Origin of the sequence: Streptomyces lancefieldiae (assembly GCF_031845825.1) — a bacterium.
GTDB classification, from domain to species: Bacteria; Actinomycetota; Actinomycetes; order Streptomycetales; family Streptomycetaceae; genus Streptomyces; species Streptomyces lancefieldiae.
In genome coordinates this window covers 71,665-91,928 of sequence record NZ_JAVRFH010000020.1, presented here as the reverse complement: position 1 = coordinate 91,928, position 20,264 = coordinate 71,665, and the positions used below count along the sequence as shown (strand labels likewise).

At 73.1% G+C, this 20,264-nt stretch carries 18 protein-coding genes; 12 read left to right on the top strand and 6 right to left on the bottom strand.

Features of this window, described 5'->3' with window-relative positions; genetic code table 11:
- Positions 1 to 681 precede the first annotated feature (681 nt).
- The 9 genes from RM812_RS20665 to RM812_RS20625 all read left to right on the top strand — a co-directional run bounded on the left by RM812_RS20665 (position 682) and on the right by RM812_RS20625 (position 10,217).
- On the top strand, positions 682 to 897 hold the full coding sequence (locus tag RM812_RS20665) for a type A2 lantipeptide (RefSeq protein ID WP_311574573.1): 216 nt from the start codon (positions 682 to 684) through the stop codon (positions 895 to 897).
- 100 nt (positions 898 to 997) lie between these two features.
- The gene (locus tag RM812_RS20660; RefSeq protein WP_311574571.1) at positions 998 to 1,804 is read left to right on the top strand and encodes an HlyD family efflux transporter periplasmic adaptor subunit; all 807 of its coding nucleotides are present in this window, start codon (positions 998 to 1,000) and stop codon (positions 1,802 to 1,804) included.
- Complete coding sequence (locus RM812_RS20655) at positions 1,801 to 4,023, top strand: NHLP family bacteriocin export ABC transporter peptidase/permease/ATPase subunit (protein WP_311574569.1); 2,223 nt, start codon at positions 1,801 to 1,803, stop codon at positions 4,021 to 4,023. Before RM812_RS20660 ends, RM812_RS20655 begins: the two co-directional genes overlap by 4 nt.
- A 1-nt stretch (position 4,024) precedes the next feature.
- On the top strand, positions 4,025 to 6,847 hold the full coding sequence (locus RM812_RS20650; RefSeq protein ID WP_311574567.1) for an NHLP bacteriocin export ABC transporter permease/ATPase subunit: 2,823 nt from the start codon (positions 4,025 to 4,027) through the stop codon (positions 6,845 to 6,847).
- Positions 6,848 to 6,932: 85 nt separating this feature from the next.
- Positions 6,933 to 7,943: a Ppx/GppA phosphatase family protein gene (locus RM812_RS20645; protein WP_311574566.1), complete on the top strand. Its 1,011-nt coding sequence runs from the start codon at positions 6,933 to 6,935 to the stop codon at positions 7,941 to 7,943.
- Between the two features lie 96 nt (positions 7,944 to 8,039).
- On the top strand, positions 8,040 to 8,219 hold the full coding sequence (locus tag RM812_RS20640; RefSeq protein WP_311574563.1) for a hypothetical protein: 180 nt from the start codon (positions 8,040 to 8,042) through the stop codon (positions 8,217 to 8,219).
- Positions 8,220 to 8,275: 56 nt separating this feature from the next.
- Entirely contained in the window at positions 8,276 to 9,307 is a 1,032-nt protein-coding gene (locus tag RM812_RS20635) for an iron-containing redox enzyme family protein (RefSeq protein ID WP_311574561.1), read from the top strand.
- Positions 9,308 to 9,319: 12 nt separating this feature from the next.
- Positions 9,320 to 9,982 carry a HemK2/MTQ2 family protein methyltransferase gene (locus RM812_RS20630; protein WP_311574666.1) on the top strand — a complete coding sequence of 221 codons (663 nt, stop codon included), beginning with the start codon at positions 9,320 to 9,322 and terminating at the stop codon, positions 9,980 to 9,982.
- Entirely contained in the window at positions 9,963 to 10,217 is a 255-nt protein-coding gene (locus RM812_RS20625) for a CDGSH iron-sulfur domain-containing protein (RefSeq protein ID WP_394816491.1), read from the top strand. Before RM812_RS20630 ends, RM812_RS20625 begins: the two co-directional genes overlap by 20 nt.
- A 208-nt stretch (positions 10,218 to 10,425) precedes the next feature.
- On the opposite strand, the gene RM812_RS20620 is transcribed toward RM812_RS20625, so the two are convergent.
- Positions 10,426 to 10,860 (bottom strand): protease inhibitor, encoded by a 435-nt coding sequence (locus RM812_RS20620; RefSeq protein WP_311574560.1) that lies wholly within the window; start codon positions 10,858 to 10,860, stop codon positions 10,426 to 10,428.
- Between the two features lie 358 nt (positions 10,861 to 11,218).
- Between RM812_RS20620 and RM812_RS20615 the strand changes: the two genes are divergently transcribed.
- Positions 11,219 to 12,388 carry a lactate 2-monooxygenase gene (locus RM812_RS20615; protein ID WP_311574558.1) on the top strand — a complete coding sequence of 390 codons (1,170 nt, stop codon included), beginning with the start codon at positions 11,219 to 11,221 and terminating at the stop codon, positions 12,386 to 12,388.
- Positions 12,389 to 12,412: 24 nt separating this feature from the next.
- On the opposite strand, the gene RM812_RS20610 is transcribed toward RM812_RS20615, so the two are convergent.
- From RM812_RS20610 to RM812_RS20595, 4 genes are all read right to left on the bottom strand, one after another.
- Positions 12,413 to 12,721 (bottom strand): hypothetical protein, encoded by a 309-nt coding sequence (locus tag RM812_RS20610; protein WP_311574556.1) that lies wholly within the window; start codon positions 12,719 to 12,721, stop codon positions 12,413 to 12,415.
- 64 nt (positions 12,722 to 12,785) lie between these two features.
- Positions 12,786 to 13,163, bottom strand: a complete 378-nt coding sequence (locus tag RM812_RS20605) for a toxin Doc (RefSeq protein ID WP_311574554.1) — start codon at positions 13,161 to 13,163, stop codon at positions 12,786 to 12,788.
- A 3-nt stretch (positions 13,164 to 13,166) separates the two neighbouring features.
- Positions 13,167 to 13,415 (bottom strand): hypothetical protein, encoded by a 249-nt coding sequence (locus RM812_RS20600; protein ID WP_030975726.1) that lies wholly within the window; start codon positions 13,413 to 13,415, stop codon positions 13,167 to 13,169.
- Positions 13,416 to 13,514: 99 nt separating this feature from the next.
- Positions 13,515 to 15,758: a glycoside hydrolase family 9 protein gene (locus RM812_RS20595; protein WP_311574547.1), complete on the bottom strand. Its 2,244-nt coding sequence runs from the start codon at positions 15,756 to 15,758 to the stop codon at positions 13,515 to 13,517.
- Positions 15,759 to 16,119: 361 nt separating this feature from the next.
- Between RM812_RS20595 and RM812_RS20590 the strand changes: the two genes are divergently transcribed.
- Complete coding sequence (locus RM812_RS20590; RefSeq protein WP_311574545.1) at positions 16,120 to 18,492, top strand: SpoIIE family protein phosphatase; 2,373 nt, start codon at positions 16,120 to 16,122, stop codon at positions 18,490 to 18,492.
- A gap of 110 nt (positions 18,493 to 18,602) precedes the next feature.
- A complete protein-coding gene (locus RM812_RS20585; protein WP_311574543.1) occupies positions 18,603 to 19,256 on the top strand; it encodes a DUF4232 domain-containing protein in 654 nt (217 codons plus the stop codon).
- Between the two features lie 38 nt (positions 19,257 to 19,294).
- Here the strand turns inward: RM812_RS20585 and RM812_RS20580 are convergent, their stop codons facing one another.
- A complete protein-coding gene (locus RM812_RS20580) occupies positions 19,295 to 20,263 on the bottom strand; it encodes an aldo/keto reductase (RefSeq protein ID WP_311574542.1) in 969 nt (322 codons plus the stop codon).
- Position 20,264 lies beyond the last annotated feature (1 nt).

Sequence of the window (20,264 nt, the reverse complement as noted above, 5' to 3'; positions counted from 1 at the left end):
CGACGGACGGGCGAGAGGCGATCGGTGCGTCCGGTGCGCGGCGGGCGAGCACTCCCGCGGGGGTCGGCCCTCCGGTCCGGAACGCGTCCCGGAGGTGCGGCTCGTTCGCGTGAGCCGGTCAGCCCGGGTCCGGCCCCGCCCCGCTCCCGACGCCCGTACCGTCGCCCGCGTCACCGGCGGCTGAGCCGTCGCCCTCGCCGTCGGCGCCCACGTCCCCGCCGACGCCAGGCACCCTGCGCATTCGTCCGGCCACAGTCCGTACCGATCGCGGAGCGGAATCCCCGCTTCGGCGAATCTGCACATCGAATGCCCATCCCGGTCACCCCCGTTGGGGGATCTGCACAAACCCGGGGCGCCCCGCACGCCTTTGGGGCGGGAGTGCCGGATTCGCCACCTCGCGGGCAAGGGGTCGTACGGGTCGATGTGACGGCCCCTGTGAAGAAGTCGCCGCGAAGGCGTGCGCGGACCTGCACGGTTGGGTGCCTCGGCGTTGCAAGTTCCCTGGTGGGAGGGGTGATCGAGTGGAAGCGCGGACCGGCCGCGTGCTTTGATCCATCGCACCGCGGGGGCCGCGGAGGGCTCTGGAGAAGGGCGCCCGGCGCCCACGGTGGCGGCCGTCATCTGTCCCCAGAGGGGGCCGCTCCCCCCTTGTGAACTGGCTATACGAAGGGAAGTTCCATCATGAACTCCACCCCCCAGGTCGAGACCGTCGAGATCTCCGACGCCGAGCTCGACAACGTCTCCGGCGGCCTGTCCGTGAACGCCGTCGGCACCGTCACCGGCCTGGTGGACGGCATCGCCCCGGTCTCGGGCCTGCTCAACACGGCCATCGGCACTGTCGAGGGTGTCACCGGCCTGAACACGGCCCCGGTCACCAACCTGGTCGCCGGTCTCTGATCGCGCCCGCCGCGCCGCCGAGTCCCGGAGCCACCCCGGCTCCGGGGCTCTTCGGCCTTTCCTCTCCGGCTTCTTCGGGAATCTCTGGGATACGTCCGACGTGCAGTTCCGCCAACAGGCCCTCACCAAACTCCAGTCCCCACAGGAACTGGACCTCCCGGTGCGCTTCGCCCGCCCGCAGGGATGGCTGGTGCTGTCCGTGACCGTGGTCGCGATGGCCGCCGCGTCCGTGTGGGCGGTGAGCGGCTCGGTGACCTCCACGGTCGGGGCACCCGCCATCCTCACCCACGGACAGGGCAGTTACCTCCTCCAGAGCCCCGTCTCCGGTCAGGTCACCGCCGTCCTCGCACGACAGGGCGAGCGGCTGCCCGCCGACTCCCCCGTGCTCAAGGTCCGTACCGCCGACGGCGAGAGCGTGGTCCGCACGGTCGACGCCGGCCGGGTCAGCGCGCTGGCCGCCACCGTCGGCCAGATCATCCAAACCGGCGCGAACGTCGCCTCCGTCGAGAAGGTCGCCCACGTCGGCGACCCGCTCTACGCCACCGTCTACGTCCCCGCCGAGAACGCCGCCGCCATCCCCGCCCGCGCCTCCGTCGACCTGACCGTCCAGTCGGTGCCGACCCAGCAGTACGGCGTGCTGCGCGGGGAGGTGAAGTCGGTGGACCGCTCGGCCCAGTCGGCGCAGACGATCGCCGCCTTCCTCGGCGACAGCCAGCTCGGCGAGCAGTTCACCAAGGAGGGCAGGCCGGTGGCCGTGACGGTACGGCTGGACACCTCCAGGTCGACGAAGAGCGGCTACGCCTGGTCGTCGGCCGACGGACCGCCGTTCGAACTGACCTCCATGACCCTGGCCACGGGCTCGATCCGCCTGGCCGACCAGCGTCCCGTCGATTGGCTGCTGCCGTGAGCACCGCACAGGAGACCCGGGGCAGACGCCGCGCCGCGCCGACCGGGCGCAGGACGCCCACGAGCCGGGTGAAGACCGTCCGCACACCCACCGTGCTCCAGATGGAGGCCGTGGAGTGCGGTGCCGCATCCCTCGCGATGGTGCTCGGCCACTACGGCCGGCACGTCCCGCTGGAGGAGCTGCGCATCGCGTGCGGTGTCTCCCGCGACGGCTCACGCGCCGGCAACCTGCTGAAGGCGGCGCGCGGTTACGGCCTCACCGCCAAGGGCATGCAGATGGACCTGGCCGCCCTCGCCGAGGTGACGGCGCCGGCCGTCCTGTTCTGGGAGTTCAACCACTACGTCGTCTACGAGGGCATGGGGCGCCGCTTCGGCCGCCGCGGGGTGTTCGTCAACGATCCCGCCAAGGGACGCCGCTTCGTGTCCCTGGAGGACTTCGACGGGTCCTTCACGGGGGTCGTGCTGACCATGGAGCCCGGCGAGGACTTCACCCGGGGCGGCCGCAGGCCCGGCGTGCTCGGCGCCATGCCGGCCCGGCTGCGCGGCACCGCGGGCACGCTGCCCGCCGCCGTGCTGGCGAGCCTGCTGCTGGTGGCGGTGGGCGCGGCGGTGCCCGCGCTCAGCCGCACCTACATCGACATGTTCCTGATCGGCGGCCAGACCTCGCTGCTCGGCGTGCTGTTCACGTCGATGGCGGCCTGCGTGCTGCTCACGGTGGTCCTGACCTGGCTCCAGCAGGCGAACCTGCTGCACGGCCGCATCATCTCCTCCACCCTCTCCAGCGCCCGCTTCCTGCGCCACCTGCTGCGGCTGCCGGTGACCTTCTTCTCCCAGCGCAGCCCGGCCGACCTGGTGCAACGGCTGCAGTCCAACGACGCCGTCGCCGAGACACTGGCCCGCGACCTCGCCGCCGCGGGCGTCGACGCGATCGTGGTCGTCCTGTACGCCGTGCTGCTGTACACGTACGACCCCCAGCTCACCTTCGTCGGGATCGGCGTGGCGCTGCTCAACATCCTCGCGATGCGGATCGTGATCCGGCTGCGCGCCACGCGTACGGCGAAGCTGCGGGCGGACACGGCGCGGCTGACCAACACCGCGTACACCGGCCTGCAGCTGATCGAGACGATGAAGGCGACCGGTGGTGAGGACGGCTACTTCCGCAAGTGGGCGGGGCAGCACGCCACCACCCTGGAGGAGCAGCAGCGGCTCGGGGTGCCGAGCGCCTGGCTGGGTGTGGTGGCGCCGACGCTCGCCACCCTCAACAGCGCGCTGATCCTGTGGATCGGCGGGATGCGCGCGGTCGAGGGCCACATCTCGATCGGCCTGCTGGTCGCCTTCCAGGCGCTGGTCGTCCGCTTCACGGCCCCACTGACCCGGCTGAACGGCGTCGCGGGCCGCATCCAGGACTTCGCGGCCGACGTGGCCCGTCTCAAGGACGTGGAGAACTTCCGGGCCGACCCGCTCCACGACCGCCCCGGCGGCGTCGACTCCACCCGCCGGCTGCACGGCCACGTCGAGCTTCGACACGTCTCCTTCGGCTACAGCCCCCTCGACAAGCCGCTGCTCACCGGCTTCGACCTGACCGTCGGGCCCGGGCAGCAGGTGGCCCTGGTGGGCGGCTCGGGCAGCGGCAAGTCCACGGTGTCCCGGCTGATCTCGGGCCTGTACGCCCCGTGGGACGGCGTGATCCGGATCGACGGGCAGCGCCTGGAGGACCTCCCGCGCGGGGCGCTGGCGTCCTCCGTCTCCTTCGTCGACCAGGACGTGTTCCTCTTCGAGGGCTCCGTGCGCGACAACGTGGCGCTGTGGGACCCGTCGGTCCCGGACGACGCGGTGGTGGACGCCCTGCGGGACGCCGCGCTGTACGACGTCGTGATGCGCCGCCCGGGCGGCATCCACAGCCGGGTCGAGCAGGACGGCCGCAACTTCTCGGGCGGACAGCGCCAGCGCCTGGAGATCGCGCGCGCCCTGGTCCGCCGGCCCAGCGTCCTCGTCCTCGACGAGGTGACGAGCGCCCTGGACGCCGAGACCGAACTGGTGGTCATGGACAACCTGCGCCGGCGCGGCTGTGCCTGCGTGGTGATCGCGCACCGGCTCAGCACCGTGCGGGACAGCGACGAGATCGTCGTCCTGGCCCACGGCACGGTCGTGGAGCGCGGACGGCACGAAGAGCTGGTGGCGCGCGGTGGCGCGTACGCGGCGCTGGTCAGGGAGCGGTGAGATGAGAGCCGTGCGGGAAGGGCAGGACGACCTCGTCCTGGGGGCGCTCGGCGCGTTGGGGACCCGTGTCGACTGCGCCGGGTCCGGCCGCCTGGACCTGGAGGGTCCGCAGGTGCTGTGGCTGGTGGTGTCCGGCGCGGTGGACCTGTTCGCGGTCGATGCCGGGGAGCAGGGGCACTGGCACCACCTCGGCCGTCTGGAGGCGGGCTCGGTGCTGCTCGGGCCGGTGTCCGGACCGCGGCACACACTGGTCGCCCGTCCGCTGCGGGACTGCGTGGTGCACCGCATCGGACTGCGCGAGCTGTACCAGCCCGCGAGCACCCAGACGTGGTCGTACGACGCGTACGGCAATCCCCAGTACGTGCCGCCGACGACGAGCCCGCTGGAGTACGCCCTCGCCCTCGGCGTGGGCCGCGGCCTGACCGTCCTCTTCCAGGCGCCGCAGGCCACCGAGCGGACCGCGGCACCCCATGACGACGACGTGTTCTGGATGCAGGTCCCGCCGGGCAGCGTGCAGTACGGGGCGTTGTACGGCGACGAGGCGGCCGCCGACCTGCTCATGGACCCGGCGCTGTGGCAGAGCATGGTCGACCAGCAGTACCGGCTGCTGACCGCCCTGGACCGCTGGATCGAGCAGGTGGAACGCACCCACGAGACCCGTACGGCGGCCGGCCTCAAGGCCGGTGAGGCGGTGCGCGCCCGGGCCGACCGGACGCTGCTGGCCTCCATCGGCAGGCGGTCGGGGCGGCGCACCACGGCCGCCGACGCCGACGCCACCTACGCGGCCTGCGAGCTGGTCGCCCGCGCCGCCGGCATCCCGCTCGCCGAGCCCGTGCGGAACGGCACGGAGAGCGACCGGCTCGACCCCGTGGAGCGGGTGGCCGTCGCCTCGCGCGTGCGCACCCGGACCGTGCGACTGGACGGCCGCTGGTGGCGGGACGACGTCGGCCCGCTGGTCGGTCACCGTGCCCTGTCGGGGGCACCGGTGGCGCTGCTGTGGCGGCGCGGCGGCTACGTGGCAGTCCATCCGGCGACCGGCCGCGAGACCCCGGTGGAGAAGGCGAACGCCGAGGAGTTCGAGCCCCGTGCGGTGATGTTCTACCGGCCACTGCCCGAGCGCCGGCTCGGTCCGCTGGGGCTGTTCCGGTTCTGTCTCAGGGGCACGCGCGGTGATCTGACCGGTCTGCTGCTCGGCGGACTGGTGACGGTGGCGCTCGGCGCGCTGGTGCCGGTCGCGACCGGCAAGGTGCTCGGCGAGTTCGTGCCGAAGGCCCAGACGGGACTGATCGTGCAGGTGTGTCTCGCGGTGATGCTGAGCAGTGTCGTCGCGGCGGCCTTCATGCTGCTGCAGAACCTCACGATCCTGCGGCTGGAGGGCCGGATCGAGGCGACGCTCCAGCCGGCCGTGTGGGACCGGCTGCTGCGCCTGCCGACGAAGTTCTTCACCGAACGCTCCACCGGTGAGCTGGCGAGCGCGGCCATGGGCGTCAGCGCCATCCGCAGACTGCTGGCGGGGGTCGGGCCGACGGTGACCCAGTCGGTGACCGTCGGGGCGATGAACCTGGGGCTGCTCCTCTGGTACAGCGTGCCGATGGCACTCGCGGCGATCGGCATGCTGGTGGTGGTCGCCGCCGTGTTCCTGGGGCTCGGGCTGTGGCAGGTGCGCTGGCAGCGGCGGCTGGTCCAGCTCACCAACAAGCTGAACAACCAGGCGTTCCAGACCCTGCGCGGGCTGCCCAAGCTACGGGTCGCGGCGGCCGAGAACTACGCGTACGCGGCCTGGGCGGAGCGGTTCGCGCGCAGCCGCGAGCTCCAGCGGAGGGCGGGGCGCGTCAAGAACCTGAACGCGGTGCTGGGCGCGGTGTACCTGCCGCTGTGCACGCTGCTGATGTTCATGCTGCTGGCCGGTCCGGCGCGCGGTTCGATGTCGGCGGCCGAGTTCCTCACCTTCAACGCCTCGGTGACGATGCTGCTGACCTCGGTCACCCAGCTGACCGGCGCGTTCGTGTCGGCGGTGGCCGCGCTGCCGCTGTTCGAGGAGATCAGGCCGGTGCTGGACGCCGCACCCGAGGTGCGTACGGCGAGCACCCGGCCGGGGCCGCTGTCCGGGGCGATCGAGGCGCGGCGGCTGTCGTTCCGGTACACCGACGACGGGCCGCTGGTGCTGGACGACGTGTCCTTCGAGGTCCGGCCGGGCGAGTTCGTGGCGGTCGTCGGTCCCAGCGGCTGCGGCAAGTCGACCCTGCTGAGGCTGCTGATCGGCTTCGACCGGCCGCTGTCGGGCAGTGTCCTCTACGACGGCCAGGACCTGGCCGCGCTCGACCAGGCGGCGGTGCGCCGGCAGTGCGGGGTGGTGCTCCAGCACGCGCAGCCGTTCACCGGCTCGATCCTGGACGTCATCTGCGGCACCGAGGCGTACACGCCCGAGGAGGCGATGGCGGCGGCCGAGATGGCGGGGCTCGCGGAGGACATCAGGCGGATGCCGATGGGCCTGCACACCATCGTCTCGGGCGGCGGGGCGGTCTCCGGGGGCCAGCGGCAGCGGCTGATGATCGCGCAGGCGCTGATCCGCCGGCCGCGGATCCTGTTCTTCGACGAGGCGACCAGCGCCCTGGACAACGAGACGCAGCGCACGGTGATCGAGTCGACCAAGGCGCTCAACGCCACCCGGATCGTGATCGCGCACCGTCTGTCCACGGTGCTGGACGCCGACCGCGTGATCGTGATGGAGGACGGCAAGGTCACGCAGCAGGGCCCGCCCGACCGGCTGCTCGCGGACACCGGCGGCCGGCTGCACGAGCTGGTGCGGCGGCAGCTGACCTGACGGGGCCCGGACGACGGCCGCCCGGTTTCCGTCGTACCGCCCCGGTGGCCGTTGGACCGGCGCGTAAATGGGTACGTGGGCCTTCATGCGTATCAGCGTGGTGGATGTGGGGTCGAACACGGTCCGGCTCATGGTGGCGGACGCGGAGGGCGGGGTGCCGCTGCCGGTCCACACCGCGAAGTGGCGGCTGCGACTGTCGGAACAGGTCAAGCCGGGCGGTCCGGTCCCCGAGGAGGCCGTGGAGCGGCTCGTGGACGCGGTCGCGGACGCGAGCAGGACCGCCACCCGGTGGGGCGCGGCCGGTCCGCTGGCCTTCGCGACCGCCGTGGTGCGGGCCGCGCCGAACCGCCAGGAGGTGCTGCGCGCCGTCCGGGCCCGCACCGGGGTCGCGCTGTGCACCCTGCCGGGTGAGGTGGAAGCCGAGCTGACCTTTCTCGGGGCCCGGCGCTGGATGGGCTGGCGGGCGGGTCCGCTCGCCCTGCTCGACATAGGCGGCGGCTCGCTGGAGGTCGCCTTCGGCCGCGGCCGGCTGCCCGACTTCGTGGCCTCCCTGCCGCTGGGGGCGGCCCGGCTGACCCACGAGTTCCTCGGGGGCGGTGAGGATCCGCCGCCTGAGGAGCAGGTGCGGGCGCTGCGCCGCAAGGTCCGTCATCAGCTGCGGGACGTCGCGGCGCGGATCCGCTGGGAGGGGCCGCGCACCGCGGTGGCCACCTCGCGGACCTTCCAGCAGCTCGGCCGGCTGTGCGGGGCCTCGCCGGGCCGGCACGGGCCGTTCGTGGAACGGCAGATGCGCTGCTCGGACCTCGGGGACGCGGCCCGCCGGCTGGCCGCCCTGTCCGCCGCCGAACGGGCCCGGCTGCCCGGCATCTCCGCACCGCGCGCGGCGCAGAGCCTGGCCGGGGCCGTGGTCGGGCACACCGTGATGAAGCTGACCGGGCTGGAAGCGGTCACGCTCTGCCCGTGGGCGATCCGCGAGGGTGTCCTGCTGCGCCACATCGAGGACGGCCCGGCCTGGTGGGCGGAGATCACCCGACGCAACGAGGAGGCCACCGCCGCGGCCCCGGTGCCCCTGCGCGTCGCGACCACGTCCGGCTGACCGGGCGAAGGGGGTGGGGCCGGGCCCGGCGGCCCCGCCGGGAACGAACGGTGCCGGGAACGAACGACCGAACCGTACGAGGGAAAGGAGACCTTCGTGTCCCAGGACGGCGACCACACCGACAAGCGGCCCGAGACGGCCATCGACGAGGTCCTGCGCGAGATCAAGGAGGCCAAGCCGCGTGACGCGGAGTCCGAGGAGGGCCGTCACCGGGGCGAGGCGGGGGACGCCATCTCGCCGAACACCGGGGCCCAGGAGGACGCCGAGGGCGAGTGACACACCGCGTCGCACGGGCGGGGGTGCCGCGGCGGAGCCCGGGTACTCGCGACGCCATGGAGTACGACCGCGAAGGACCACAGCTACCGGCGGCCCGGGGTCCGCTCTCCGCGGCCGTCGGCGCGTACCTGCTCGGCGCGGGCCCGCTGCCCGGCCCCGGGACGGCCTGCGCCGCACCGGCGTACGGGGACGACCTGCAGCTCGCCCTGTACCAGTGCTACGAGCTGCACTACCGGGGCTTCGCCGGCGTGCCCCCCGGCCTCGAGTGGGACCCCGGACTGCTGCGCGTCCGGGCCGCGCTGGAGCGCCGCTTCCTGGCCGCCCTGCGCGCCGACACCCGGGTCCACGACAGCGTCGAGGACGCGGTCGCCGCGCTGCTCGTCGAACCCGTCGACGGCAAGGGCGTCAGCCACTTCCTGCGGGACGAGGGCGAACTGTGGCACCTGCGCGAGTACGCGGCCCAGCGCTCCCTGTACCACCTGAAGGAGGCCGACCCGCACACCTGGGTGCTGCCGCGGCTGTGGGGGCGCGCCAAGGCGGCGATGGCGGCGGTGGAGTTCGACGAGTACGGCGGCGGCCGTGCCGACCGGGTACACGCCCGCCTGTTCGCGGATCTGATGACCGATCTCGGTCTGGACACGACATACGGTCGTCATCTGGACGCGTCCTCCGCCGAGTGCCTGGCCACCGTGAACATGATGTCCCTGTTCGGTCTGCACCGGGCCCTGCGCGGCGCCCTGGTGGGACACTTCGCGGCGGTCGAGATCACGTCGTCGCCCGGTTCCCGGCGGCTCGCCGAGGCGATGCGCCGCACCGGCGCCGGGCCCGCCGCCGAGTACTTCTACGACGAGCACGTGGAGGCCGACGCGGTGCACGAGCAGATCGTGCGGCACGAGGTGATCGGCGGGCTGCTGGAGCAGGAGCCGCAGCTCGCGGCGGACGTCGCCTTCGGCATCGACGCCACCGGGCACGTCGAGGACCGCTTCGGCGCCCGGCTGCTCGCCGACTGGCGGGCCGGCCGCTCGTCGCTGCGCACGCCACTGCCCGAGCTGTCCCTCGAGCCGTCCGGCACCTCCCATATTTCGTGACGGCCGGGGTACCTGGGTGCCGTGAATTTCTTGGTGCCACCGGGCGTCTACGCCCCTCAGGAGGACACCGCCCTGCTGGCCGGGGCGCTGTCCGACGAGGCGCTGCCCCTGGGCGCGGCGGTACTCGACGTGGGAACCGGCACGGGCGCCCTCGCCCTGGCGGCGGCACGGCGCGGCGCCCGGGTGACCGCGGTGGACGTGTCCTGGCGTGCGGTGTGCGCCGCACGGGTGAACGCCGCCCGGACGGGACTGCCGGTCCGGGTCCGGCGCGGCAACCTCTTCGCCCCCGTGCGCGGCGAGTCGTTCGACCTCGTCCTCGCCAATCCGCCGTACGTCCCGGCGCCGGGCGGTGGCCGCCGGCCCCGGGGTGCGGCGCGGGCCTGGGACGCCGGCCACGACGGCCGGCTGGTCCTGGACCGGATCTGCCGCGAGGTGCCCGGCCTGCTGCGCCCCGGCGGCGTACTGCTGCTCGTGCAGTCGGCGCTCAGCGATCCCGACCGGACCGTCGGACTGCTGCGCGGGGCCGGTCTGAAGGCGGCCGTGACCCGACGGCAGCGGATCGCGTTCGGGCCCGTGGTACGCGGCCGGGAACGCTGGCTGCGGCAGCGCGGGCTGCTGTCCGTGGCCGACAACGAGGAGGAGCTGGTGGTGGTCCGTGCCGAACTCCCCGTCTGAGCCCAGGCGTCCCTCCGACTCGGGCTCTCCTCGCCGGATCAAGGTCCAGCGCCGGGGGCCGATGCTGGTGGAGGGCCCGGTGGAGGTGGAACTGGAGGACGGCACGACGGTGTTCTGCGACCGCTTCCGGGTCGCCCTGTGCACCTGCCGCCGCAGTCGCCGCTACCCCTGGTGCGACACCAGCCACCGCGCCCGCTCGTCCGACACCGGTGACGAGGCGTCGGCGAAGGACTGATCCCCGGCCGGCCGACCCCAGTCCGCCGGCTCCCGGCTCCGGCTGGTCCCCCTGGCCTCGCCGGCTCCGCAGGTCCCGAGGAACGGCGGACGGCCCCACTCCGTCCGCCGCCCCCGGTGTGGGACCGCCGGGCCCCTGCGGCAGCGGCTCGCACTCCCCAGTAGCGAGCCGCCGGTCACGCCGCGCGGGCCCGGGCGGTCCCGGTCTCTCAGAACGTGAAGACGCTCGTGCTTCCGGCGTTCTTCACGCACTCGTTGGCGAAGGTGCGCTCGTAGGAGAGGCGCCGGCCCTGCCAGACCCCGTCGACGGTGACGACGACGGGGGCGTACTCCCGGGTGCACAGCACGCCTGCGTCCGCCGTCAGGGCGTCGAAGTCGCCGCCGGTACCGCGCAGTTCGGCGCAGGCCAGGTCGGCGGCGGGGTGGGTTCCGGAGGCCGTCGGGGCACAGGTCAGGCTGACCGCGCGTACCGGTGCGGTGGTGGCAGCGCTCTCTCCTCGCCCCACGGTCAGCACGAGGGCCGAGGGGGCGTGGAGCGACGCGGGGACGGTGGCCGGGGAGGCGAGGGAGGCCCCGGCGAGGGGCCCGCAGACGGCGGTGGCCGTCAGGCCCAGAGTCGCTGCCCAGCGCGCGGTGTTCCGCATTGTGTGCATCCTTCCGCTCGGGATGAGGGTGACGCCGGCCCGGCTCGGTCGGTGCCGGAACGGCGAGCGCGAGTCTGCCGAGTCCGCCGCCGAAACTCATCTCGACCCCATGGATTTCGGTAACCTTGCGTATTGAATCAGTGGCGTGAAGTCACAGAATTCGAACGTTCCAAGGCCGGAACGGCACGGTTCTTGATCGGTTCTTGAGGCGTGAACGGGCCGATTGGCGTGATCCACACGTTCTTCAATAGGCCTGAAACACCCCCGAAACGCGCCGGTTCGCCGGCCGCCGGCCCCGACCTACCCGCGAGTATGGTGCCGACGGCACGAGCTCGACGACGAGAGGCGGGACCCGGGAATGGCGAAGCACTGGGCGGACTTCCAGTACGAGATCTACCTGAACGGGATGACGGGTGCCGTGCCCCGGCTGCCCACCGACCTGACCCGGCTGGAGGAGCTCACCGCGCGACGGCTCGGCCCCGGTCCCGTCGGGTACGTCGCGGGCAGCGCGGGTGACGGCAGCACCGCGCGCGCCAACCGGGTGGCTCTCGAGCGGCGCCGGATCGTGCCGCGCATGCTGCGGGACGTGCACGAACGCGACCTCTCGGTCGAGGTGTTGGGCCGCCCCCTGCCGGCCCCGCTGGCGCTGGCGCCGGTCGGCGTCCTGTCGATCATGCATCCGGAGGCGGAGCCGGCCGCCGCCCGGGCCGCCGCCGCGCAGGGCGTCCCCTACATCCTGTCCTCCGCGTCCAGCACACCCATGGAACAGGTCGCCGAGGCGATGGGGGACGCCGAGCGCTGGTTCCAGCTCTACTGGCCCAAGGACCGCGAGGTGGCCCGCAGTTTCCTGGACCGGGCGAGGACGGCCGGATACACCGCGCTGTTCGTCACGCTGGACACGCCGCTGCTGTCCTGGCGCCCGCGCGACCTCGACCAGGCGTATCTGCCGTTCCTGCACGGCGTGGGCACCGCCAACTACTTCTCCGACCCGGCGTTCCGGGCGGGGCTGGCGAAGCCGGTGCACGAGGACCCGAACGCGGCGGTGATGCATTTCGTCGGCATGTTCTCCGACCCCGCCAAGTCCTGGCCGGATCTGGCCTTCCTGCGGGAGAACTGGGACGGCCCGATCGTCCTCAAGGGAATCCTGCACCCGGACGACGCCCGGCTTGCCGCCGACGCCGGGATGGACGGCGTGGTGGTCTCCAACCACGGCGGCCGCCAGGTGGCCGGATCCGTCGCGGCGGCCGACGCCCTGCCGCGTGTGGTGGAGGCCGTGGGCGACCGGCTGACCGTGCTGTTCGACAGCGGCGTCCGCACCGGCGACGACGTCTTCAAGGCACTCGCGCTCGGCGCCCGGGCGGTGCTCCTCGGCCGGCCCTACGTCTACGGTCTGGGCCTGGACGGGCAGGCGGGCGTCGAGCACGTGATCCGCTGCCTGCTCGCCGAACTGGACCTGACGCTGGCCCTGTCCGGGCACGCCTCGCCCGCCACGCCCGGCCCCGCCGACCTCGTCGAGGACCGCGCCTGACCGGCCGGCCGGGCCCGGAGTCGCTCAGTCGCCCGGCAGTTCCACGGACCGTGCGTCCGGTGCGCCGGTGCCGGCGATGGTCACGGAGCCCTCCGTCGTCGGCACCGGGTCGGTCCGCCGGCGCCGGTCCTCGAAGCCGTCGTGCACCTCGACGACGATGTCGGCGTCCGGGGCTCCGGTGGCGGCGGCCAGGGCGAGCTGCTTCTGCCGGCGCGGCAGCAACTCCCCCCGCGCGGTCAGGGCGTGGCGCACGTCGTCGCCCCGCTCGGTGCCCTCGTCGGCGCAGGTACCGAGGATGACGACCCCGGCCTCCGCCTGCGAGTCATCCGGCAACGGATTTCGGCCTGCTCCGCGGGTCCGGGGCCCCGGTGACGCGCGGTCACCGATCGCCCGGCGCTCAGATCTGCCAGGAACGCAGCCGGCCGGCGGCACCGTAGACGTCGGCCTCGCCGGACATCAGGTCACGCGCGAGGTCGACCAGGGCGCCGTAGGGCGGATCGATGCCGACGCCGCTGGCGAACATGTAGGCCACGGCCGTCGCGCAGGCGAAGCGGGCGTTGGCCGAGGGCAGGGGCTTGAGCACGGCGAGGGTGTGCAGCAGCGCGGCGGCCCGCCAGGCCGGGTCGGAGTCGACGCCGAGGCGGGGCGGGTCGACGCGGTGCCGGGCGACGGCGGCGACCAGCGCGGAGAAGTCGTTGATCGTGGGCTGCTCCGGCAGCACCTCCTCGTGGCGCTGGAGCAGCCAGGGCACGTCGATGTGCAGGACCTGCGCCATGGGTCAGGCGGCCCGCCCCTCGCCCCGGACGGGCGGTGGTTCGTCGTCGGGAAAGGCGGCGGCGAACTCGTCGGCGTGGGCCGAGAAGAACCGGCGGAACGCCTCCGCCCCCTCCTGCAGCGCCCGGTGCCGGGCTATGTCGGCGGCGGCGGCCTCCCGCACGAGCGCCTTCATCGACGTACCGCGTTCCTTGGCGATCTGCCGCAGGTCCTCGAGCTCGCGGTCGCTGAACTCCACGTTCAGAGCTGGCATGCCCCCCACGGTACCGCGCGGGTACTGACCCGTAAATAGCAGCAGGTCAGAGCACGTACCCGGCGGTACCGCGGGAGACGGGCGGGGCTTGTCGTGCGATCAGCTCTGGTCCGCCACGAAGGAGGCCATCCGGGCCAGCGCGGCGTTCCAGTTGATGGTGTGCTCGTTGGTCGACCACGACTGGATGTCGTCGATGAAGCAGAACTGGCCGACGCATCCCTGGAGTTTGCTCTGCGCGTAGGGGTCCTGGATGCTCGAGTTCGGACCGCCGGAGAGGGTGCCGTCCGGCGGGGCGGGCAGCGCGGGGTCGAGCTGGTGGGCGTACCAGCGGCTGTGCTGGTTGTGTGCGTTGACCTCGCCGTAGCCGGTGACGTACGACATGTTCAGCGCGTTGCGGCCCAGGATGTAGTCCATGCTCTGGACGGCGCCGTCACGGTACTTCGAGCCGCCGGTGATGTCGTAGGCGGTGGCGAGGACGACCGCGTTGTTCAGCATCTGGTGGCTGGAGCCCCAGTCGTACACGTTGCCCTTGGGTGCGTAGGGCATGCCGTACGGGTGCGCCTTCAGCGTGGCCAGGTAGCCGTCGGCGCCCTGGACGACGGACCGGCGCACCTTGTCCCGGCCGGGGAGCCGGTTCGGCACGGTCGCCAGGTCCAGCCGGGCCGCGGCCGCGGTGCTCGCCCAGTCGAAACCGATCGGGCCGAAGATGTCGGCGGTGTGGACCGGGGAGTTCAGCACGTACTCCTTGAAGTCCCGCTCCCCCGTCGTCAGATAGAGCTCGGCCGCCGCCCAGTAGAACTCGTCGTCGACGCGGCTGTCGGGGTAGGCCCCGCCACCGATGCCGTCGCTCTCCGACGCGAGCACGTCCGGGTGGGCCAGCGCCGCCGCCCAGGCCTCGCGGGCCGCGTCGAGGGCCTTGGCGGCGAACTCGCGGTCGTAGGGGCGGTAGAGGCGGGCCGCCTGCGCGGCCGTCGCCGCCAGGTTCAGGGTTGCCGCGGTGGTCGGCGGGTGCAGTTCACGCTTCTGCGGATCGTCGCTGGGCAGCAGCGGGAGCCCGGTCCACCCCTCGTCGTGGATCTTGTGATGGGCCATGCCCGCCAGCGGCTGCCCGTCCGGCACCTGCATCTTCAGCAGGAAGTCCAGCTCCCAGCGGACCTCGTCGAGGATGTCCGGCACCTTGTTGCCGCTCTCGGGGATGGCGAGCGTGCCGTCACCGAGCTTCGACGGCTCCCCCGTACGGGCGTGCAGCGAGCGTTCGTAGGTGCTCAGCAGCTCCCAGGTGGAGATGCCGCCGTTGACGACGTACTTGCCGTGGTCGCCGGCGTCGTACCAGCCGCCGGAGACGTCGAGGGTGTAGTCGCACACTCCGGGTTGGCAGGGGACCTCGGTGTCGCCCCGGTTGGGCGCGACGCCCACGTGTCCGGCCGGGCGGGCGTAGCCCGGGCGCAGGTCGTCGCGGATGGCGATGCCGCTGCGCTGCGTGTAGTAGTACTTCGCGGAGTCGACGCGCAGCCGCTCGTAGGCGGCCGTGCCGATGCCGAACGGGCGGCTGGTCTCCCCGTCGGCGACCAGCGTGTAGCCCTCGCCGCGCCTGGTGTGCCGGCCGAAGTCGATCGAGTGGACGTTCTGTCCCGAGGAGGCGTCGACGCCGCGCGGCACGCTCCAGCCGTGGGCGACGACCCGGCCGCCCTCGTCCTTCAACTGCCAGGGCAGGCGCGAGGTCGCTTCCGTGACGAGCGTGGCGTTCTTCGGGCCGGACGGCAGGTAGCCGACCTGGTTGACCCGGACCCGCGGCCCGGTGTCCGGCACGTACGGCTCGGGCGCCACGCCGCCCAGCAGGGACACGTCGTCCACGCAGAACCGCCAGGCCTCGGGCGTGCCGCCGAGCTGGAAGCCGACCTGTCCCTGAGTGGTGTCGACGGGCGAGGTGAAGGTGTAGGAGTACGTGTTGCCGGAGACGCTCAGCTGTGGGCTGACCTCGTAGTAGGTGTCGTACGGGGACACGGACAGGCCCACGATCGCCCGGACCACGTGGTCGGCGGGCGTGCCGGTCGCGGTGAAGGAGAACTTGTACGACTCCCCCGCGACCAGGGTGATGTCGTTCTGGCCGACGGCCGCGTCCCAGCGGTTGGTGGTGCCACCGGGGGCGTCGGCGCACAGCCGGCCGTCGGTGACACCCGCGGTGACGTTGCTGCTGGTCCACCATGAGTCGGTGCCGTTGTCGAAGGCGCCGTTCCTGACCTGCTCGGTCTCGTCGGCTCCGGCCGGCGCGGCGGGCAGCGCGGTGACGGCCGCCGCCAGCAGTGCCGTCAGGGAGACGAGGGCGGTTCTGCGTCTTTTCACGTCCGGGCTCCTCGGGGGAGGTGGCGCTCACCTTTATGGGAGCGCTCCCAAAAGCGGTCGGGGCCATGCTTGTGGCAGACATGACACCCCGTCAACGGTCCGGACCGGACTGGTTCCCGCCCGGTCCCGGTGCGCCACGGCGTCGGAGGGCGGTGTCGGACGCGGTGGCCCGGTCCGTCGGCACCCCTCGGCCACCGGACGGGCACGGCCGGCGGACGGCCCACCGCCGCGGTGCTGCCCGTGTGCCGACGGGACTGCTCCGTGGTCCCTGTGGTTCGGGTCCACGCGCGGCCCGGACGCACTAGGCTGGGAACCAGGTGACGCGCTGTTCACTGTGGGTGTGCGCAATGGAGTGGCGACGATGAGTCCGGTCAACCCGTTCGACGATGCCGCCACCGCCCGTGTCGTCGTCGACGACTCCGGCACACTGCGGGAGTGGAACGAGGGCGCGCGCCTGCTGCTGGGGCACCCGGCCGCCGATGTCGTGGGGCGCCCCGCCGCCGAGCTGCTGGCCGACGGCGACGACACGCCTCCCGGACCCGAGGACGAGCGCTGGAGCGGCACACTGGCGCTGCGGCACCGTGACGGGCACACCGTGTCGGTGTGGGTGCTCGCGACCCGCAGACCGTCGACGGACGGCGGCCCGGGCGCCTGGCTCGCCGTCACCCCGCTGGACCGCGGCCCCGACCAGCCGACCGACCCCCTGGTCGGGGCGGCTCTGACGCAGTCCCCCTGCGCCACGATGATCTTCGACGACCAACTCCGGCTGCGGGGCGTCAACGACGCGTGCGCGCGGCTCCTCGGGCTCCCGCCGGACCTGGTCCGCGGACTGCGGCCCACGGACCTCTCCGGCCGGCCGCAGAACGCGGAACTCGAACAGCGCATGGGAGAGGTCCTCGCCACCGGCCGACCGTACGACCTGCACTCGCATTTCAAGGCCGTGGGTGAGACCCGCGCCCACCCGTGGCTCGTCCGCGTCGCCCCGCTCACCGACACCGAGGGACAGGTGCGCGGCGTCTGCGCGACCGCGCACGACTTCAGCGAGCAGCACCTCGCCCGGGAGCGGCTGTACCTCGTCAACGACGCCAGCGTGCGCATCGGCACCACGCTCGACGTCACCCGAACGGCGCAGGAGCTGGCGGACGTGTGCGTCCCGGCGCTCGCCGACTTCGTGAGCGTCGACCTGCTGGACCCTCAGGATCACGGCGCCGAACCCGCCTCCGTGTCACCGCCGGTCGGCCTGCGCCGGACGGCCCACCGGTCGGTCAACCCGGGATCCCCTGAGGCGGTGGCCGAACCGGGGCAGCTGCACGTCTACCCGGCCGGCTCGCCCCAGGCCGAGTGCCTGGTCGCGGGGCAGGCGATCGTGGCCGCGGTCTCCTTCGGCGACCTCGAACGATGGCTGGAGTGGGACCCCGTCCGCCTCCGCCGGGTGGAGGAGTACGGCGTCCACGCCACGATGTCCGTGCCGCTCCAGGCCCGCGGCACGACCCTCGGCGTCGCGGTGTTCACCCGGTTCCGGCGCCCCTACCCCTTCACGCACGACGACGTGCTGCTGGCCGAGGAGGTCACCGCCCGCGCCGCCGTCTGCATCGACAACGCCCGTCGCTACTCCCGCGAGCGCGAGGCGACGCTGACCCTGCAACGCAGCCTGCTCCCCCGGTGGTTGCCGCCCACCGCCGCGGTGGAGGCGGCCTCCCGCTACCTTCCGGCCGCCCGCTCCGGGGTCGGCGGCGACTGGTTCGACGTCATCCCGCTGTCCGGGATGCGGGTCGCCATGGTCGTCGGGGACGTCGTCGGCCACGGCATCCAGGCCTCGGCCACCATGGGCCGGCTGCGCACCGCCGTCCGCACCCTCGCCGACATCGACCTGACGCCGGAGGAGTTGCTCACCCACCTCGACGACCTGGTCGTCCGGCTGTCCGAGGAGTCCGGCGACGACCGCGCGGGCGAAGTCGGCGCCACCTGCCTGTACGCCGTGTACGACCCGGTGTCGCGGCGCTGCGCCATGGCCCGGGCCGGGCATCCGGCGCCCGTCCTGGTTCCGCCGGCCGGCCCGCCCCGGCAGGTCGAGCTGCCCTCGGGTCCGCCGCTGGGCGTGGGCGGGCTGCCGTTCGAGTCGGCCGAACTGGAGCTGCGCGAGGGCAGCGTGCTGGCGCTGTACACCGACGGGCTGGTCGAGAGCCGGGAGCGGGACGCCGACGCCGGTCAGGTGCTGCTGTGCGAGGCGCTGGCGATCGCCGTCGACTCGCTGGACGCGGCCTGCGACCGGGTGCTGCGCACCCTGTTGCCGTCGGGCAGTTCCACCGACGACGTGGCCCTGCTGCTGGCCCGTACCCGGGGACTGCCCGCGGGCCAGGTCGCCACCTGGGACATCCCCGCGGACCCCTCGCTGGTCGCCCCCGTCCGCAAGCAGGTTCTCGAGCAGTTGTCCGCCTGGGCCCTGCTGGAGGCGTCCTTCACCGCCGAGCTGGTGGTGAGCGAGCTGGTCACCAACGCCATCCGGTACGGCGCACCACCCATCCGGCTACGGCTGATCCACGACGCGACCACGCTGATCTGCGAGGTCTCCGACAGCAATCACACGGCGCCGCATCTGCGCCGGGCCAGGACCTGGGACGAGGGCGGCCGCGGTCTGCTGCTGGTGGCCCAGCTCACCCAGCGCTGGGGCAGCCGGCACACGTCCGAGGGCAAGACGATCTGGGCGGAGCTGGGGCTGCTCGACGAGGAGTGAGCCGTTCGTTTCCCGGCCCGCCCGGCGGGACACTCGGAGGAACAGCGCGCACGGTGCCGCCTCTGGGCCGGTCCGTGCGCCAGAAGACCTGACGGGAGTGTGGAGAAGCGATGGCGAACACGTCCCAGCCGATGCGCCGGACGGCCCTGCTCGCGAGCGCGGTCGCGGTTCTCGGCCTGCTGACCGCCTGCGGCGACGACAGCGGCACGTCGAGCGCACCACGGCCGTCCGGGGCAGTCGAGGCCTCTCGCACGGCCGGTCCGGACAGCGGCACCACCACCGCACCGGCCGTCGGCGCGGCACCGGGCGACACGGGCGGGTCCGCGTCCGCCTCCGTCCGCACCGACGGCCGCTGCCACACCTCGGCGCTCAGCGCCGCCGTCGGCCGCGTCGACCCGGGTGCCGGGCAGCGGAACTTCCCGATCGTGCTGACCAACACCTCCGAAGGCACCTGCACCCTCTACGGCTATCCGGGCGCTGCCTTCGTGGACGCGTCCGGCAAGCAGCTCGGCCCGGATCCCCGACGCGCGCCCGCGTCACCGCAGACGGTCACCCTGGCGCCGGGGAAGAGCGCGTGGGCCGGGCTGTCGTTCTCCAGCCCGCAGATCAGCGGGGCCCGCACGGCCACTCCGGCGGCGCTGCTCGTCACGCCGCCGGACGAACGGGAGCCCATCAAGGTGACGTGGACGGCCGGCGAGGTCCCGGTGGGGGGCAACGCGTCATCGGTGTCCGTCACCGTCCTGGACGCGGGCACCGGTCCCTGAACCCCGGGACGCCGTGGGAGGGCCCCGGGGTGCGTGGATCAGTGACCGGCGATCGGGTGCGGCGCGTAGGGACGCTCCAGTTCCTCGATCTCCTTCTCGGTGAGCGTCAGTTCGACCGCGGCCACGGCGTCGTCGAGGTGCCGGGGCTTCGACGCACCGATGATCGGCGCGGTCACCGTGTCCTGGTGCAGCAGCCAGGCGAGGGCCACCTGGGCGCGGGGCACGCCGCGGTCGCCCGCGATGCGGGTGACGGCCTCGACGATCGTGCGGTCGCCCTCCTGGTAGAGGGTGCTGCCGAAGTTGTCCGTGGCGCTGCGCCCGGTGGCGGTGTCCCAGTCGCGGGTGAGCCGGCCGCGGGCGAGCGGGCTCCAGGGCAGCACGCCGACGCCCTGGTCCGCACAGAGGGGCAGCATCTCGCGCTCCTCCTCGCGGTAGATGAGGTTGTAGTGGTTCTGCATGGAGACGAAGCGGGTCCAGCCGTGTCGCTCGGCGGTGTACTGGGCCTTGGAGAACTGCCAGGCGTACATGGAACTGGCCCCGATGTAGCGGACCTTGCCCGCCTTCACCAGGTCGTGCAGCGCCTCCATCGTCTCCTCGACCGGCGTGTGCGGGTCGAAGCGGTGGATCTGGTAGAGGTCTACGTAGTCGGTGCCCAGGCGCCTGAGGCTGTGGTCGATCTCGGTCATGATCGCCTTGCGGGACAGTCCGCCGCCGTTGGGCCCGGGCCGCATCCGGCCGTGCACCTTGGTGGCGACCACGACGTCGTCCCGGCGGGCGAAGTCGCGCAGCGCCTTGCCGACGATCTCCTCGCTGGTGCCGTCGGAGTAGACGTTGGCCGTGTCGAAGAAGGTGATGCCGGCCTCCAGCGCCTGCCGGATCAGCGGACGCGAGGCCTCCTCGTCGAGGGTCCACTCGTGCGCGCCGCGGTCGGGAACGCCGTAGGTCATGCAGCCCAGGCAGATCCGTGACACGTCCAGGCCCGTCGAACCGAGCTTCACGTACTGCATC